This is a genomic window from Pseudaquabacterium terrae (assembly GCF_013266755.1).
In the GTDB taxonomy this organism is placed as follows: Bacteria; Pseudomonadota; Gammaproteobacteria; order Burkholderiales; family Burkholderiaceae_C; genus Pseudaquabacterium; species Pseudaquabacterium terrae.
In genome coordinates, this window is record NZ_JABRWJ010000009.1 from 16461 (window position 1) to 31380 (window position 14920).

The window sequence follows — 14920 nt, forward strand, 5'->3', positions numbered from 1 at the left end:
GCGTACCTTCTGGGTTAGGCAGCGCGCTCGCCGTCGTCCGCCGGCGCGAGCTGGCGCACGTGGTCGATGAGCCTGTGCATCTGGGCCGCGTTGCGCACGCCCAGCCGCTGCGCCTCGACCTCGACCTGGCGGCGGATGGCGTCGAGCTCCTGCGCTGCCTGCGGCAGTTGTTCGACGAGCGCTGCACGCAGCGTCTTGAGCTCTCTCGGCGTGCGTTTCGGCTTCGCATGAAGCGCGCGGATGCGCTCGCTGTGCTGGATCGCCAGCGCGGCCGGCAGCGTGAGGATGCCTTCCTCGAGGTCTTCCTCGCCGCCGCCGCCCAGGCGCTTCAACGCGCGCACGTCGGCGACGTCGTCGCAGCCGTGGTAGAGCATGCCGAGCAGGCGGCCGAAGCGCCGGTAGCGCTGCGATCGGGCTCCGAGGCAGGCGCAGATCTCGAACATCGAGCCGGTGTCCTCGCGCGCCAGGTAGCGCCAGTCGGCCAGGCCCAGCATGCGCATGCTGCGCTTCTTGCCCGGGCGCAGCACGCCGCCCTTGCGGTTGTGCCACTGCACGCACTCGGCGATGGCCAGGCGCTTCTTCAGCTCGGACAGCAGGCGCAGGTCGAACCGCACCGGGCCGGCGAGGTTGATCGGTTCCCAGTCGCGGCGCGTGTCGAAGCGCCGCGGAGCGAGCACCGAGGCGCTTGCCCGGTCCTTCGCCGCGCGCCCGTCGCTGCCATCGAACAGCCCGTCACGCCGCCGTGCCCGCGTCTCGTCGTCGTCGCCGCGCAGATCCGCCGACTCGTCCGGCATCCGGCTCGCGAGCAGGTCGTTGGCACAGGCGTCGATGTAGCCGGCCACCATCCACGCGGTCAGCGGGCCGTACTTGGCGTGCAGGGTCAGCTTGTCGCGGCGGGTGGGTGATCCGTCCACGAGGTCGTCGACGATCAGCGTGACGTTGTGGAACATTTCGACGGCCTGCGCGGCGATGAGCACGCGCTCCGACACCGGCTCGCTCGAGACCGCCCGATGGCAGGCGAACACGGTCAGCGGGCGGAAGTACTTGGAGCTGCCTTCGAACTGCTGCTTCAGCATCGGGCGCAGGTCGGGATCGCTGTGGCCGACCCAGTGCATGACCCGCTGGCGCAGGCGACTCCACTCGGACTCGAGGCCGACCTCGCGGATGACTTCCTGTGGCGTGACCGATGCCATCGGCATTCAGTCCTTCGGCCGGCGCAGCGGTCCGGCGATCGGCTCCCGGCCATCCCCACCCCGGCCAAGTACCTCGTCCTGCAGCACCAGCAGTTCCCGCTCGAGCTGCGCGCCCTGGTCGCGAAAGAACTCGCCCACGACCTGCGTGAAGATGACGACCTGGTTGATCAGCGCTTCGGTGACGGCGGGCGGCGCGTCGGCCTCGGCCTGGTACGCATCGGCGGCCTGCTGCAGCGGCGGCGCGCAGTCCTGCAGCAGGCGTTGCCAGTCGCGGCCGGTGCGCAGCAGGCAGGCCAGCAAACCGGCCTGCACCTCGATGAAGAGCGCCGCGGCATTGCCGCCGGCGTGAGCCTGCCGGCGCACACGCTCGGGTTCGATCGACGCGTACTTCGGCGGTGCGGCAAGCTCGTCGTTCGCGTCCAGCCAGCGCTGGCGTTCTTCCTCGCGAAAGGCGAGGACGGCACGCGCCACGCTCGCCCAGTCGATGCCGGCCTGGCCGAGGTTGAACAGGGTGCCGAGTGCGCGCGAGAGAGCGTCGGCAGTGACATCGGTATCCGTGGCCATTGCAGCGTCGCGATATTGATTGTTCGTGGCTCTCCGCACGCTATGCAGCAACGTCGTGCCCGATGCGCTGCGCGCATCGTTCTGTCATGATGACACGTGCCTCTGCCGAGGGCAATGCAGCCTGCGCTGCGTCGGCCTCGGCTCGAATGTGCAGCCTTGTGGAGGGAGGAACCGACGATGGCGAGCGGAGAGGACAAGAGCGCTTCGATGCCGGATCCTGCTGGGATGATGGCGCAGGCGGTGGCTTCCCTGACGGCTGCCGGGCTGCGGCAGGCCCTGGGTCTGCCGCCGGACGCCCAGCCCGAAGCCTCGGGCCGTTCGTGGATCGAACGCATGCTGGCCCCGTACCAGCAGACACTCGGGGCGCTTGCCGGCGTGATGCCTCGCGTGCTCGAGCGGGTCGGCCAGGTGGTCGATTCGGCGAGTGGCCCGCAACTGCTGTTTCGTGCCCGCTCGGATGCCGACGCGAAACGGAACAGTCGCCCGTGGAGCCACGCCGAGCAGCAGTTCCACCGCTTCATCGAGATGGTCGGCAAGACCGACGCCCCCCTGATGACGACCGAGCTGCTCACACGGCTGCAAAGGATCGCGGACGCAAGGCAGTTCGCGGCCGCGAAAGACGCACTGCAGACGTTGACCGCGGACGAACGCCGGACCGACCTGCCGCGGCTGCTCGACGAGCTCAAGCACGAGGTGCGGGCCGACAGGATGCAGGGCTTCGTGAAGGTGCACGAGGCGCTGCAGTGGCTGCTGCAGTCGAAGGCAAAGCCGCTCTCCGCCGCCTATGCGATGCTGGAGCAGCTCTCCGACAAGCTGGGCGAGCGCTGCTTGCGCGAGCTGAGGCGGCGCGGCGACCTGAACGAGCTGTTGTCCACGGCCGCTGCCGACAACGCCTGGCTGCAGCCCTTGAGCGAGTGCTTCGCCACGTTCGGCCACCCGCTCTCGAAAGCCGTCAGCGTGGTCCGGTGCGGGCCGCCAAACCGCTACGAGCTGCTCGTGATGGACCATGGCCTCGATCGCTGGTTCGAGATCCGCCAGGGTGACGGCGCCGCTGCACGCCCCTGGAGTGGCGGCGGCGAGGTCTACGGCGCCGAAGCGGGCCGCGACTACCTCGCCGGCGCGCAGCGCTACCGGCTGCCGCTGCGCGACCAGGACGCCGCCCAGGGCTTCGCCACGTGGTCGGTCGACCACCGGCTGGTGCAGGAGTCGCGCGAATGCTTCTCGGTCGATTCAGGGGCCGAGATGCGACCGTTGGACATGGGCGGCGGCCGCACGCCGGTGGCGCTGTTCTTCGTGCACCACCGCGACACCGACGCCGGCGAATACTACGAACTGGGCTTGGGCTGCTTCGTGGCGCCGCGCAAGGACCCGTTGAGCATGGGTGTCGCCACGCTCGGCAGCATCCTCGTGTCCACGCGGGAAGGAAAGGAAGTCGGCGAGACCATCTGGGGCTACCGCAAGGAGTACGTGGAACACTGGACCGTGCTGTATCGGCCGACCCACGTCGAGTGTTGCGTCAAGCTCGACCACGCGACGCTGACGCTGCGGCTGCCGCGCGGCGGCGCGTCGTCGTCTGCCTCGGCCCTGCCGATGCTGCTGTACACGCGCAAGCCGGCCGACAGCAGCGGGCAGTGGCATCGCAGCGCGCTGATGCGATTCGCTCGCGGCGAGTCGGTGCGCAGCGCCGGCAGCGGCGTCGAGCTGTCGCTCGAGGTGCAGGACGATTACGCCCATTTGGCCTTCGCTCACCCCTTGCTGGGCGAGCTGTACCGGCTGGGGCTGATCGATCAGCTCGGGCGCAGGCGGTCGCAGGCCCTGCATGCGGCCTGGGCGGAGAACGTCAGCACACAGCTCGGCGCGCCGACGCCGGTGCCGTCGCCGCCGCCGGAATTCGACTGAGCGCGGTCTTGCAGCGAACGCCTCACGCCCGCCCGCGTGCGTGCTGGTCCGCCACCCACTGCGCGGCCTGCGCCGCGAGCCCGGCGCCGATCGCGGGTGCCGCGCCCGCGCTCTGCAATGCCTGCTCGAGATGGAACTGCAGGTCCCGGGGCGTCAGCGCTCGTTCAGGGCAGCGCGCCCACTCCATCTTCTTGGAAGCGGCATAGGCCATCGCCGCCTGCGGCAGCAGCAATGCCTTGACGGCCTCGGCGCTGGCCAGCGGCAGGGTTTCCGGCTGCAGGATCGGGATCTCCTCGAACAGCGGGTCGGTGGCGCAGATCTCGGGACGGTCCTCGCGCAGCTGCGCCTGCACCGCGCGCGCGGCAAGCAGGCCGCTGACCACCGCGCCCTCCACCGTCACGACGCCGATGTCGTTCTCGCAGAAGTCGCCGGCGAGGAACAGGCCCCGCAGCTCCGTGCGGGTCCCGGGGCGCCACGGCTCGCTGCCGACCTCGTTGATGAACAGCGGCTCGCCGTCGTTCATCTGCAGGTAGGTGCGCGTGAAGTCGATGTCCTCGTCGCGGAAGTCGAAGAAGCGGCGCAGGTCCTCGATGATGGCGGTGGTGGCTTCGGCCTTGCTCATGCCGTCGATCTTGTAGAAGTCGGTCACGGCCACGCTCAGCTGCGTGGGCCGCCGCCGGCAAGGGTCAGGGTCGTCGTCATGCCAGGCCTGGGCGTTGTCCATCAGGGTCAGTCCGAGCGCCGACTGGCGCAGCACCATGTGGCTGGGCGGAATGCCGTCGAGGGGACGCACGAAGTGCAGATCGAGCGACGCGGTGACGGCACTCTGCAGCTTGCGCACGCTCGCCAGCCCCGGCACCGCGGTGCGGAAGTCGAAGGTGATGCGCGCCAGCGCACTCGGCGGAACGGCGAGCACGATGTAGTCGGGGGTGAACGAACTGAGGCTGGTGTCGCCGGCGGCATCGGCCGGGGCTTCGCCGTCGTCGGCGACCCTGCGGCCGCCGCGCGAGCGCGGAGCGCCAAGGATGTCCGACGCGCGGACCTCCATTCTCAGCGGGCCAGCGCCCCGGGAGATTCCACGCACCTGCAGGCCGCGCCTGATCTTCAGGCCCTTGTCCTTGAGCCGCTCTTCGAACGGTTCGAACAGCGCCGTGTAGCTGTCGCCGTGCAGCACCCAGAGCATGGGGTCGGGCGCGGCCATGGTGTACGCCACGTACTTGCGATAGGTGTAGGCCGAGCTGAAGTAGGTCGGCACCGCAAACGCCTTCGCGAGCAGGTGCTCGTGGAAGCGCACGCTCTGCTCGGTGGCGTACCAGCGCGAGCTCAGGAACGCGTGCACGCTGCGCCGGTCCAGGTAGCGCCCGGGGTCGAACTGGTGGCTGACCAGGTCGACCATCGAGTACATCCACAGGAACAGGTCGGGCACGGAGGCGGCGCCCGACAGCAGGTTCTCGGCCCCGCGCGAGAAGTCGCCCAGCGTCGTCATCACCTGGCTGCGCCGGGCCAGCGGCATCGTTCCGGGAAGCACGTGCACGACCTCGTCATGAGGCCGGAAAGCCGTGCTGCGTTCGAGTCCGACCTCCTCCATCAGCGCCCAGAAGTTCCGGTACCAATTGAGGAACATGTGATAACAGTGCTCGTGGTACGCGGTATCGGACAGCTCCAGCGCCAGGCGCCCGTCGCGCCGGTCGTAGATCGCCACACGAAAGGCGAGTGTCAATGCTTCGAGACCGCGGACCTTCACGCCGGTGTAGCAGATCTCCCACTTGTCTCGCGCACCGACGAGATGGGGTGAGTCGTCGAAGAGACGCGTGACGCGTCTGTGCCCTGGCGGCAAGGTCTCGACCGCGCGGAGCAGTTCCCATTCATCGGCCCAGACGTCGAGTGCCGGAATCTCGAGGCCCAGGCGCTTCATCACGCCCAGGTAGTGGAACCGCAAGGCTTCGAGGATGAACGCCGGGACCTCGCCCCGGTCCATCGCAGCGCTGAGCTTGTCGGCGGCGGCCTCGGAGTGGAAGGCGCCCTGGTCGACGTCGATGTACGCCTCGGCCGCTTCCTTCGCCCCGGGCTGCCATTGCTTCCTGGGGCGCCACAGCGGGATGCGCGCCGGATGGGCGCCCATCTTGCCGCCGAGGTGCATCCGCTCCTCGTACAGCGTGACCTTGTAGCCGCGGTTGAGCAGTGCCCATGCCGCGGTCAGCCCCGCGATGCCTCCTCCGACGACCGCGACCTTGATCTCGCGCGCCTGCTGATCGTCCGCCATCGAACCCTCCGTCCGGTGATCCGATCGCTCGCGCGTGCCATGGCAGCGGACGGTGCGACCGCGTTTCGACTCTCGGTAGGATATACGCGCCGGTCACGCGATGCACCCTTCCCGGCAGCCGTTTCACTGGAGGCCCGCATGAGTGCCTACGCGTTCAGGATCGTCGAGACCCTTGGCGAGCTCGAGGCCTTGCGGGCGGAGAGCACGCCGGTCCTGCTCAGCGCCTACGGCGACGGATGCGGGATCTGCCTGTGCCCCGCAGCGGAAGACGCCATCGCGGCGGCACACGGCGCGAATCTGGTGCTGATCAAGATGAGCGTCGACGACGTACCGGAGCTCGACGAGCAACTCGGCATCGACACCATTCCGACGCTGCTGCTCTTCCGCAAGAACCGCGCGCGGCGCAAGTTCCACTCCAACCCCGATGTGAACGGGGCGAACGTCGTGCAATGGCTGGACGACGCACTGGAGCAGCCGAAAGACCTGCCGAGCACGGCGGGGTGACTCACGGCCTTTGCCGGAAACGCTCGATCGCCGCGCGCAGGTCCTCGGGAATCTCGACCGCGCGATGGCTGTCCAGGTCGGTCGTCACGATCACCTGCTGTGCCTGCACGCGCTGCGCACCGTCGGCGCCGCAGCAGTCCAGCGCCAGCGTGAACGAGCGCAGGCCCAGGCGCTCGACCTCGAGGCCCAGCCTCACCGCATCGCCCATGCGGCTGATCGCCCGAAAGCCGGTCTGCAGGCTGACCGTCGGCAGGCCGATGCGGCGCTCACCGATCAGCGCGGCATACGGGATGCCGAGCGCATCGCTGACCCAGTCCTCGACCAGGCCGTTGAAGAGCACGAAGTAGCTCGGGAAAAAGACGATGCCGGCGGGGTCGCAGTGGCTGAAGCGGATGCGCTGCGCTCGCTCGAACCTACCGCTCATGCCATCACCTCGCCGCCCGAGACCGACACCGCCTGCCCGTTGATCGACGCTGCGGCCGGCGTGGCCAGCCAGGCCACCGCATCGGCCACTTCGTCGGGCTGCACCATGCGGCCCTGCGGGTTGTGGCGCACGAAGGCGGCGCGTGCGGCGTCGGCGCTGCGGCCGGTCTTGGCGACCACCTGGTCGAGGCTGTGCTGCAGCAATGCGGTCTCGGTGTAGCCCGGGCAGACGGCGTTGACGGTGATGCCCTGCGCCGCCACCTCGAGCGCCAGCGAGCGTGTCAGCCCGATCACGCCGTGCTTGGCCGCCGTGTACGCGGCCACGTAGGCGTAGCCGCGCTGGCCCGCGGTGCTGGCAATGTTGATGATGCGGCCCCATCCTGCCGCCCGCATGTCCGGCAGCGCGGCGCGCATGCAGAAGAAGCTGCCGCTCAGATTGACCGTCAGCATGCGTTGCCACAGCTCGTCGCTGGTGCGATCGAAGGGCGCGCTGTCCGCCTGGCCGGCGTTGTTGACGAGGATCTGCAGCGGCCCCTGCGCTTCGCGGACTTCGGCGAAGGCGTGCGCCACGGCGGCCGGATCGCCGACATCGCAGGCGATCGTGCGGGCGACGGCGCCGGGCGGCAGCTCGGCGGCCAGCGCCTGCAGTGCGTCGCGGCCGCGGCCCAGCAGGGTCAAGGTCGCGCCGTCGGCGGCGAGGCGGCGGGCGATCGCGGCGCCGATGCCGCGCCCCGCGCCGGTGATCAGCGCATGGCGTCCGGCGAGCGGCAGCGAGGGGTTCGAATCAGGCATGCATTTACTTTAGATCTAAAGTAAATGCCCGTCAACAAGCAGGCCGGCGTTGAAGTACGCGTGCAGCCCGATCGCCGGCCCGATGCGGCCGTAGCGTTCCTTGACGGCGCCCAGCAGCAGCGAGGGCAGCAGCGTCGCGGCGGCCAAGGCGATCGGCCGCGTCGGCAGGTGCGCGGCGGCGAACAGCAGCGAGGCGAGCAAGTTCGCGATGCTGATGCCGAACCAGGGTCCGGCGCGCCAACGCCGCGCGGCGAGCCACGCTTGCAGCCCGCCGCGAAAGCACCACTCCTCGAGGCACGGATAGAGCAGCAGCAGGCACGCCAACCGCCAGCCATCGTCGACGGCCGGCAGGCGGCCCTGCTGCGCCAGCAGCCACCAGCCCGCCGGCGCCAGCAGCACGCCGGCCACCACCAGGCGGTGGCGGCCGAGCGCCCTTGCCGCTGCGGTCAGCGCCGCCGTCGCGCGCGCCACAGCCCGAAGAACGCGCCCAGCAGCAGCAAGGGCAGCGACGCATCGCGGCCATCGGCCGACACCGAGCAGCCGCCCGCTTCGAGCTCCGCCGACGCGTCGCTTTCCTCGCAGCGCCAGTTCGCCGGGTTCTCGCTGTCGCCGCCCGTGTGCACGGTGCGCTTCGGGAACGCGCAGTACGAGCGGTTGTACTTCGTGACGCCGTTCTCGACCAGCTTCGCGGCCAGCCGGTCCGGCGCCTGCCCGCCCTCGACCCATTCGATCAGCGGCGTCATCGCGTCGATCTGGTGCGGCCCGTAGCCTCCCCAGCAGTGCGCGACGCCGGGCACGAGGAACATGCGCCACGCGTCCTGCGTCGCCTTCGCGCCGAGCTTGTCGGCCACCGCGGCGTAGTGGTCGGTGCCCATCACCGGGTTCAGCGCGCCGTCGGCCAGGCCCCAGAAGGTCAGGATCTTGCCCTTGCGCGCGAAGTACGCGGCCAGGTCGGGCTTCGGGTTCAGGATCTCGTTGATCACCGCCATGCGGTCCGGGTCGCGGTCGAAGTTGAAGCTCTTCCACGCGTAGTCCGGATCCTGCAGCGGGAAGAAGGCCAGGTACTTCATGAACGATTCGCCCATGCCCGACAGCGCATTGGCGCCGCGCGGCACGAACAGCCACGGCACCGTCGCGGTCCAGGTCGTCGCGCGCGGGTCGTTCGCCTCGATGCCCCAGGGCTGCGGAAAGGTTTCCCGGCCTTTGATGCGCGGCCCGCGGTGGATGCGGTCGATCGACGCGATTTCGGCCGGCGTGAAGCACTCGTCGGTGACCGCGCCGGTGCAGCGCGGCAGGTCCTGCGCCGGGTCGAAATTGCAGGCCAGCGGCTCGCTGACCAGGCCGTCCTTGACGCCGTCCTTCGCATCGCACTTGGCGAGGATGTGCTTGAACAGCACGTTGTACTTCGGCAGCGTCAGCGTCGGCGCGGCATCGAGCGCGAGCTGGTTCGACAAGCCCTTCATCATCACGTCGCCCCAGCGCAGCGTCGGCGCGGCGGCGAGGATGCCGTCGAAGTCCTGCGGATAGCGGTAGGCGCTCATCATGCCCTGGCGGCCGCCGGTCGAGCAGCCGTCCCAGTAGGCGCGGCTCGGCGCACGTGAATAGAACTCGCCCGCCAGCTGCTTGGCCAGCACGATGGTCTCGTGCACCGCGCGGTAGGCGTGGTCGATCAGCTTGTCGGGCCGGCGGTGGGCGAAGGTGGCCAGCGGCTCCTTCGCCGCATCATGGCCGGTGTTCTGGCGCACCGTCGCGAAGCCCTTCGACAGGCCGAGCTCGCGCGTCGGCGCTTCCAGCGAACCATCGTGGCCCTCGCCGGCGAAGCCGCCGTTGCCGAACATCCAGACGCGGCCGTTCCACTTCGTCGGCAGGTTGATCTCGAAGCTGATCTCGGCCGGGATCACACCCTGGATGCGGCAGTGCTCGGGCGCCGTGACGGTCGCCGGCACCAAGCGCGCCGCCAGGTCGATGCCGCCCGGCGTGCGCCGCGTCATCACCGAGCAGTCGACCGCGGCGACGAAAGGCGTCGCGGTGTAGTTGACGCTCGACTCGGCCGATCGCGCGAAGCTGAACGGGTTCGAGTTGACGGCCACGGCGGGCCCCGTGGCCGCCGCGAGCAGCGTTGCCGCGATGGCCGGCAGCGTTGTTCGGTGGCGGCGACGCACCGGTTGATCACATGGCGCTTCGAATGGCATGTTGTCTCCTTGCTGTTGTGGGTGAGTACGGCGCTGCAAACCATTCTTCGAAGCGCTGCCGGCGCGCGCTATCCGCGGCTGGCGTGGCGGCCGCGCGGCTGTCCGCATCTGGCGATCAAGCGTGCAACGCTGCGTTGCGCTGGTGAAACCGTCGCCTTCGGGCAGCCGCTCTTGACGGCCCCCACCCCGCGCCGGATGCTCGACGCCCACATGAACACGCTGATGGGCACCGTCGAGGAGCTGATCCTGCTGGCCGAGGTGGTCGAGGCGGGCGGCTTCTCCGCCGCGAGCGGGCGCACCGGCATTCCGAAGTCGCGCCTGAGCCGGCGCATCGCCAAGCTCGAGGAGCGCCTGGGCGTCGGGCTGATCCGGCGCGATTCGCGCCATTTCGAGGTCACCGAGCTCGGCCGCCAGCTCTACGAACGCGCCTGCACGATCCGCGAGTCGGCTGTCGAGGCGGTGGGGCTGGCGCAGGACAGCGTCGGCGAACCGACGGGCCTGCTGCGCGTGGCCTGCCCGGTCGCGCTGGCGACCTCGCTGGTCACCCGCATTGCCGCGTCTTTCGTGCGTCAGTACCCCCGCGTGCAGCTGGCGCTGACGACGACGCTCGGCGCGGCCGACACGCTGGCCGAGCGCTTCGACGTGATCATCCATCCGAGCGTCGGCGCGCTGCCCGACAGCGACATGGTGGCGCGCCGGCTCGGCGTCGCGCAGTACGCGCTGGTCGCCACGCCCGAGCTCGCCGACACGCTGGCGCTGCACGATCCCGAGCAGCTGGCCGGGGCCGAGACGATCGGCTGGGACTTCATGGGGCGGCGCGGGCGCTGGCACCTCGCCGGTCCCGCCGGCCGCACGGCCGACGTCAACGTCAGCGAGCGGCTGTACAGCGACAATCTGCTGGTCGTGCGCGCTGCCGTGCTCGAAGGGGCCGGCGTCGCGCCGATGTCGCGCTTCCTGTGCCAGTCGGACATCGACGCCGGCCGCTTGCAGGTCGTGCTGCCCGGCTGGGGTCCGCCGCCACTGACGCTGTACGCGATCTACGGCTCGCGCCGCGCCTTGTCAACGGCCGGCGGCCGCTTCATCAACGAGCTCGTGGCACAGATCGCGGCCACCGGCGTCTGAGCGGCGTTCATCCGCGCAACGTACCGTTGCGACAGCAGGACGTCGAGCACCTTCCCTCGGCAGCCGCGATCTGCGTTCCGAATCCGCAACGGTGCGTTGCGCCGGCGTGGTTCGCACTTCGATCGAGTGCTGCCGATACTGGTCTCCACCGCCCGACCCTTCCAGCCCTCACAGCAGGTGATCACCATGGCAGTAACTTGCACTTGCGAAATGTCCATCCCGGCGGAGATGCTGCAGCGCATCGCCGGCCTCGAGTCGTTCTGCGCGCAGGTGGCGCACGACCTGCGCGGCACGCTCGGCGGCATTGCCGAGCTGGCCGAGATCGCCCGCTCCGCGCTGTGCGATCAGGACGACGCGCGGCTCGCGCGCCGCGCGCTCCCGCTGATCGGCGCGCAGGCGCGCTGCTCGTTCGAGATGCTGTCGGCGCTGCTGCGGCTGGCGCAGGCAGGCGGCGGCGAGCTGCAGCCGCAGCCGATCGAGCTCGGCACGCTGGTCGCGCAGGTGATCGAGGGGCTGGTGCTGGCCCACGGCGCACAGCCGCTGCCGACGGTGACGGTGGAGGGCACGCCGCCGCTGCACGGCGACCCGGCGTTGCTGCATGCGGTGATGCAGAACCTGATCGGCAATGCCTTCAAGTTCTGCGCCGGGCGCAGCGACGCCAACGTGCACATCGAAGGCCGGCGCATCGCCGAGGGCGTGCTGATCAGCGTGCGCGACAACGGCGTCGGCTTCGACGCGGCGCGCGCCGCCGAGCTGTTCGAGCCCTTCAAGCGCCTGCATGGCCACGCCTTCGCCGGCACCGGCATGGGCTTGTGCATCGTGCGCCAGGCGGTGCAACGCCACGGCGGGCGCATCTGGGCCGAGTCGGCGCCCGGCGAGGGCGCGTGCTTCTCGTTCGTGCTGCCGGCGCCGCCGGAGTGCACGCCGACCTGATCGGCCCACGGCCGCAGGCCCGTTGTCATGGCCGCGACAGCGGCGGCCGCGGTCTTCACTCGATACTCGATTGCTTGAGACTTCAAGCAATTCGGCGTCCCGAGTCTCGCCCCGGACAGGTGTTGTGATCATGTCGCGGAACGGATTCGAACCCTCGGCGCTGCGGGCCCACCGGCTCTTCGAGTCGCACGACCTGGAGCTGACGCGCGAGCGCATCTCCGGCGTGATGCAGCCGCACCGGCTGCTGCCGCGCGGCGCGCCGGCGGGCCGCCGCGCGCACATGGATTTCGTGCGCATCGACGGCATCGGCATCGGCGCGATCGCCTTCGGCGAGGCGATGCGCGTGGTCGTCGACCGGCTCGAGGGCTACCACCTGCTGATGTTCTGCCTGCGCGGCGGCGCGCAGTCGGCCAGCGGCGGCACGGCGCTCGACGTCGGGCCGAACCGCGGGCTGCTGATCGCGCCGGGCCAGCACTTCGAGGCCGATTTCAGCGCCGATTGCGAGCAGTTCGTGCTGCGCCTGGACAGCGACGCGGTGCAGGCGCACAGCGGGCTACCCGGGCTGCAATGGCAGCGCCGCGTCGATCTCGGTGCGCCCGCGCTGCGCCCGCTGCTCGAGACACTGCAGGCGCTGACGACGACGACGGCACTGCTGGATGCGGCGCGGCGCCAGGCGTTGATCGCCGCCGACGTCGAGCGCCTGCTGATCCACCTGCTGCTGGCCGGGCAGCCGGCGCTGGCGCTGCCCGACCCGGGCACCGGCACCGAGCGCCGCGGCATCGCGCCCGGCTGCGTGCGCCGCGCCGAGGAGTTCATCGAGGTGCAGCTCGCCTTGCCGCTGCGTTTGGGTGATATCGCGCAGGCCGCCGGCGTGCCGGCGCGCACGCTGCACGACGCCTTCGCGCGCTTTCGGGGCATGAGCCCCATGCAGGCACTGCAGCGGCGGCGGCTGGAGCACGCCCGCGCGCTGCTGCTGCAGCCGGGGCGTGATGTGCGCATCGCCGAGGTCGCGCTCGAATGCGGCTTCGCGCACTTCGGGCGCTTCGCGCTGGCCTATCGCCAGCGCTTCCACGAATCGCCGTCGCAGACGCTCACGCGCCGGCGCGGCGAAGCGCTGCGTCAGCCGCGCTGAACGGTGGCCCCAAGGCGGCGCCGCCGCGCGAACCACGCGCCCATCAGCAGCAAGGGCAGGCTGGCATCGCTGCCGTTGCCGGTCGAGCAGCCACCGGCGGCGGCGGTGTCTGGCGCGGCCGCCGCCGGCGGCTCCTCGCAGCGCCAGCTCTCGGCCTTCTCGGGGTCGCCGCCGGCGTAGGCGGTGCGCTTCGGATACGCACAGTAGGCGCGGTCATAGGTGGTTGCGCCGTTCGCATCGAGCAGCCGCGCGCGCAGCCGCTCGGGCGCCTTGCCGCCTTCCACCCATTCGATCAGCGGCGTCATGCCGTCGATCTGGTTCGGCCCGTAGCCGCCGCCGCAGTGCGCCAGGCCCGGCACCAGGAACATGCGGTAGAACGATTGCGTCTCGGCCGCACCGAGCCTGGCCGAGACCGCATCGTGATAGTCGGTGCCCATCACGACGTTCAGCGCCGCGTCGGCCCAGCCCCAGTAGGTCAGGATCTTGCCCTTGCGGTCGCGGAAGGCCGCCAGGTCCGGCTGCGGGTTCAGCAGGCTGTTGATGTGCGCCATGCGGTCGGGGTCGGTGTCGAAGTCGAACTTCGTCCAGTCGTAGGCCGGGTCCTGGTTCGGGAAGGCCCAGTACTTCATGTACGACTGGCCGAAAACCGTCAGCCCGTTCGCCGAGCCGGGCAGGAACAGCCACGGCACCGAGGTGGTCGGATGCTCGACGCCCCAGTGCTGCGGGAAATACTCGCGGCCCTTGATGCGCGGGCCGGCACGCAGCCGCGCCAGCGCGTTGATCTCTGCCTCGGAATAACAATCGTCGCCGGTGGCGCCGGTGCAGCGCGGCAGGTCCTGCGCCGGGTCGAAATCGCACGCCGGCGGGTGGCTGATCAAGCCGTCGGTGACGCCGTCCTTCGCATCGCATTTGGCGAGCACGCGCTTGAAGACGTTGGCGAGCTTGGCCTGCGTCAGCGTCGGCGCGCTGTCGAGCGCGCGCTGGTTCGACAGGCCCTTCATCATCACGTCGCTCCAGCGCAGCGTCGGTGCGCCGGCGAGGATGCCGTCGAAGTCCTGCGGGTAGCGGTAGGCGCTCATCATGCCCTGGCGACCGCCGGTGGAGCAGCCGTCCCAGTAGGCATAACTGGCAGAGCGCGCGTAGTAGGTGGCGATCACCTGCTTGGCCAGCACCACGGTCTCGTGCACCGCGCGGTAGGCGTGGTCGATCAGCTTGTCGGGGCGGTAGTAGGCGAAGGTGGCCAGCGGCTCCTTCGCCGACAGGTGGCCGGTGTCGGTGCGCGCGGTGGCGAAGCCCTTGGACAGGCCGGTCTCGCGCGATTCGGCTTCCTTCGGCGCATCGTTGTCCTCGCCGGCGAATCCGCCGTTGCCGTACATCCACAGCCGCCCGTTCCACTGCGTCGGCAGGTTCAGCTCGAAACCGACCTCCGCCGCAAGGGTGCCGCGGATGCGGCAGTGCTCGGGCGCCTTCGCGGTGGCGGCGATCAGCTGCGCCGACAGCGGAATGCCGTTGGCAAACGTCGTGTTCATCGCTGCGCAATCGAGCGCGGCACGCAGCGGCGTCGCGGTGTAGGGCACCGACGATTGCGCCGCGAGGCTGAAGCCGCCGGGATTGCCGCGCGAGGCCAGCGCCTCGCCGGCGCCGAACAGCAGCGGCAACAGCAGCGGCACAAGGCCGAGCGCAGCAGCCAGGCCGCGCCGCCAGCGCGGCAGCGTGGCGTGCGAGGGGGCGGTGGGGGATACGAAAGACATCGGCATCGAAACAGCTCCTGCGGGTCGGCTTGAGGGGAACCGATTCATTCTTCGAAGCCGCTGTCGGCGCGGCTATCCGCATGCCGCGGGCGCGGCCGGCGGCTATCCGCTTCTGGCGGGTTTGCAGGGTTCCAGCACCCGAAATCACTTTA

At 70.2% G+C, this 14920-nt stretch carries 13 protein-coding genes; 5 read left to right on the top strand and 8 right to left on the bottom strand.

Annotation, left to right across the window (positions count from 1 at the left end):
• Nucleotides 1-14 precede the first annotated feature (14 nt).
• Together HLB44_RS26745 and HLB44_RS26750 are read right to left on the bottom strand one after the other, a co-directional pair.
• The gene (locus HLB44_RS26745) at nucleotides 15-1199 is read right to left on the bottom strand and encodes a polyprenyl synthetase family protein (RefSeq protein WP_173130096.1); all 1185 of its coding nucleotides are present in this window, start codon (nucleotides 1197-1199) and stop codon (nucleotides 15-17) included.
• Complete coding sequence (locus HLB44_RS26750; protein WP_173130099.1) at nucleotides 1200-1757, bottom strand: hypothetical protein; 558 nt, start codon at nucleotides 1755-1757, stop codon at nucleotides 1200-1202.
• A 207-nt stretch (nucleotides 1758-1964) separates the two neighbouring features.
• Here HLB44_RS26750 and HLB44_RS26755 point away from each other — a divergent pair, with 207 nt between their 5' ends.
• Nucleotides 1965-3656, top strand: coding sequence for a hypothetical protein (locus HLB44_RS26755; RefSeq protein ID WP_173130102.1), 1692 nt, complete (start codon nucleotides 1965-1967; stop codon nucleotides 3654-3656).
• Nucleotides 3657-3678: 22 nt separating this feature from the next.
• On the opposite strand, the gene HLB44_RS26760 is transcribed toward HLB44_RS26755, so the two are convergent.
• Complete coding sequence (locus HLB44_RS26760; RefSeq protein ID WP_173130105.1) at nucleotides 3679-5919, bottom strand: FAD-dependent oxidoreductase; 2241 nt, start codon at nucleotides 5917-5919, stop codon at nucleotides 3679-3681.
• A gap of 138 nt (nucleotides 5920-6057) precedes the next feature.
• On the opposite strand from HLB44_RS26760, the gene HLB44_RS26765 reads away from it, so the two are divergent.
• On the top strand, nucleotides 6058-6423 hold the full coding sequence (locus HLB44_RS26765; protein WP_173130107.1) for a thioredoxin family protein: 366 nt from the start codon (nucleotides 6058-6060) through the stop codon (nucleotides 6421-6423).
• A 1-nt stretch (nucleotide 6424) separates the two neighbouring features.
• Here the strand turns inward: HLB44_RS26765 and HLB44_RS26770 are convergent, their stop codons facing one another.
• The 4 genes from HLB44_RS26770 to HLB44_RS26785 are packed head-to-tail and all read right to left on the bottom strand — an operon-like array spanning nucleotide 6425 to nucleotide 9830.
• Entirely contained in the window at nucleotides 6425-6847 is a 423-nt protein-coding gene (locus tag HLB44_RS26770; protein WP_173130110.1) for an acyl-CoA thioesterase, read from the bottom strand.
• Entirely contained in the window at nucleotides 6844-7638 is a 795-nt protein-coding gene (locus tag HLB44_RS26775) for an SDR family NAD(P)-dependent oxidoreductase (RefSeq protein ID WP_173130113.1), read from the bottom strand. Before HLB44_RS26775 ends, HLB44_RS26770 begins: the two co-directional genes overlap by 4 nt.
• Nucleotides 7639-7653: 15 nt before the next feature.
• Nucleotides 7654-8109: a JDVT-CTERM system glutamic-type intramembrane protease MrtJ gene (gene mrtJ / locus HLB44_RS26780; RefSeq protein WP_173130116.1), complete on the bottom strand. Its 456-nt coding sequence runs from the start codon at nucleotides 8107-8109 to the stop codon at nucleotides 7654-7656.
• Nucleotides 8085-9830, bottom strand: coding sequence for a tannase/feruloyl esterase family alpha/beta hydrolase (locus HLB44_RS26785; RefSeq protein ID WP_173130119.1), 1746 nt, complete (start codon nucleotides 9828-9830; stop codon nucleotides 8085-8087). Before HLB44_RS26785 ends, mrtJ begins: the two co-directional genes overlap by 25 nt.
• 195 nt (nucleotides 9831-10025) lie before the next feature.
• Between HLB44_RS26785 and HLB44_RS26790 the strand changes: the two genes are divergently transcribed.
• From HLB44_RS26790 to andR, 3 genes are all read left to right on the top strand, one after another.
• On the top strand, nucleotides 10026-10952 hold the full coding sequence (locus tag HLB44_RS26790; RefSeq protein WP_173130122.1) for a LysR family transcriptional regulator: 927 nt from the start codon (nucleotides 10026-10028) through the stop codon (nucleotides 10950-10952).
• A 210-nt stretch (nucleotides 10953-11162) separates the two neighbouring features.
• Nucleotides 11163-11885, top strand: a complete 723-nt coding sequence (locus tag HLB44_RS26795; protein WP_173130125.1) for a sensor histidine kinase — start codon at nucleotides 11163-11165, stop codon at nucleotides 11883-11885.
• Between the two features lie 130 nt (nucleotides 11886-12015).
• Nucleotides 12016-13017, top strand: coding sequence for an anthranilate 1,2-dioxygenase regulatory protein AndR (gene andR, locus HLB44_RS26800; RefSeq protein WP_173130128.1), 1002 nt, complete (start codon nucleotides 12016-12018; stop codon nucleotides 13015-13017).
• Here the strand turns inward: andR and HLB44_RS26805 are convergent.
• The gene (locus tag HLB44_RS26805; RefSeq protein WP_173130131.1) at nucleotides 13005-14774 is read right to left on the bottom strand and encodes a tannase/feruloyl esterase family alpha/beta hydrolase; all 1770 of its coding nucleotides are present in this window, start codon (nucleotides 14772-14774) and stop codon (nucleotides 13005-13007) included. The two genes, andR and HLB44_RS26805, sit on opposite strands and share 13 nt — an antisense overlap.
• Between the last annotated feature and the right edge of the window lie 146 nt (nucleotides 14775-14920).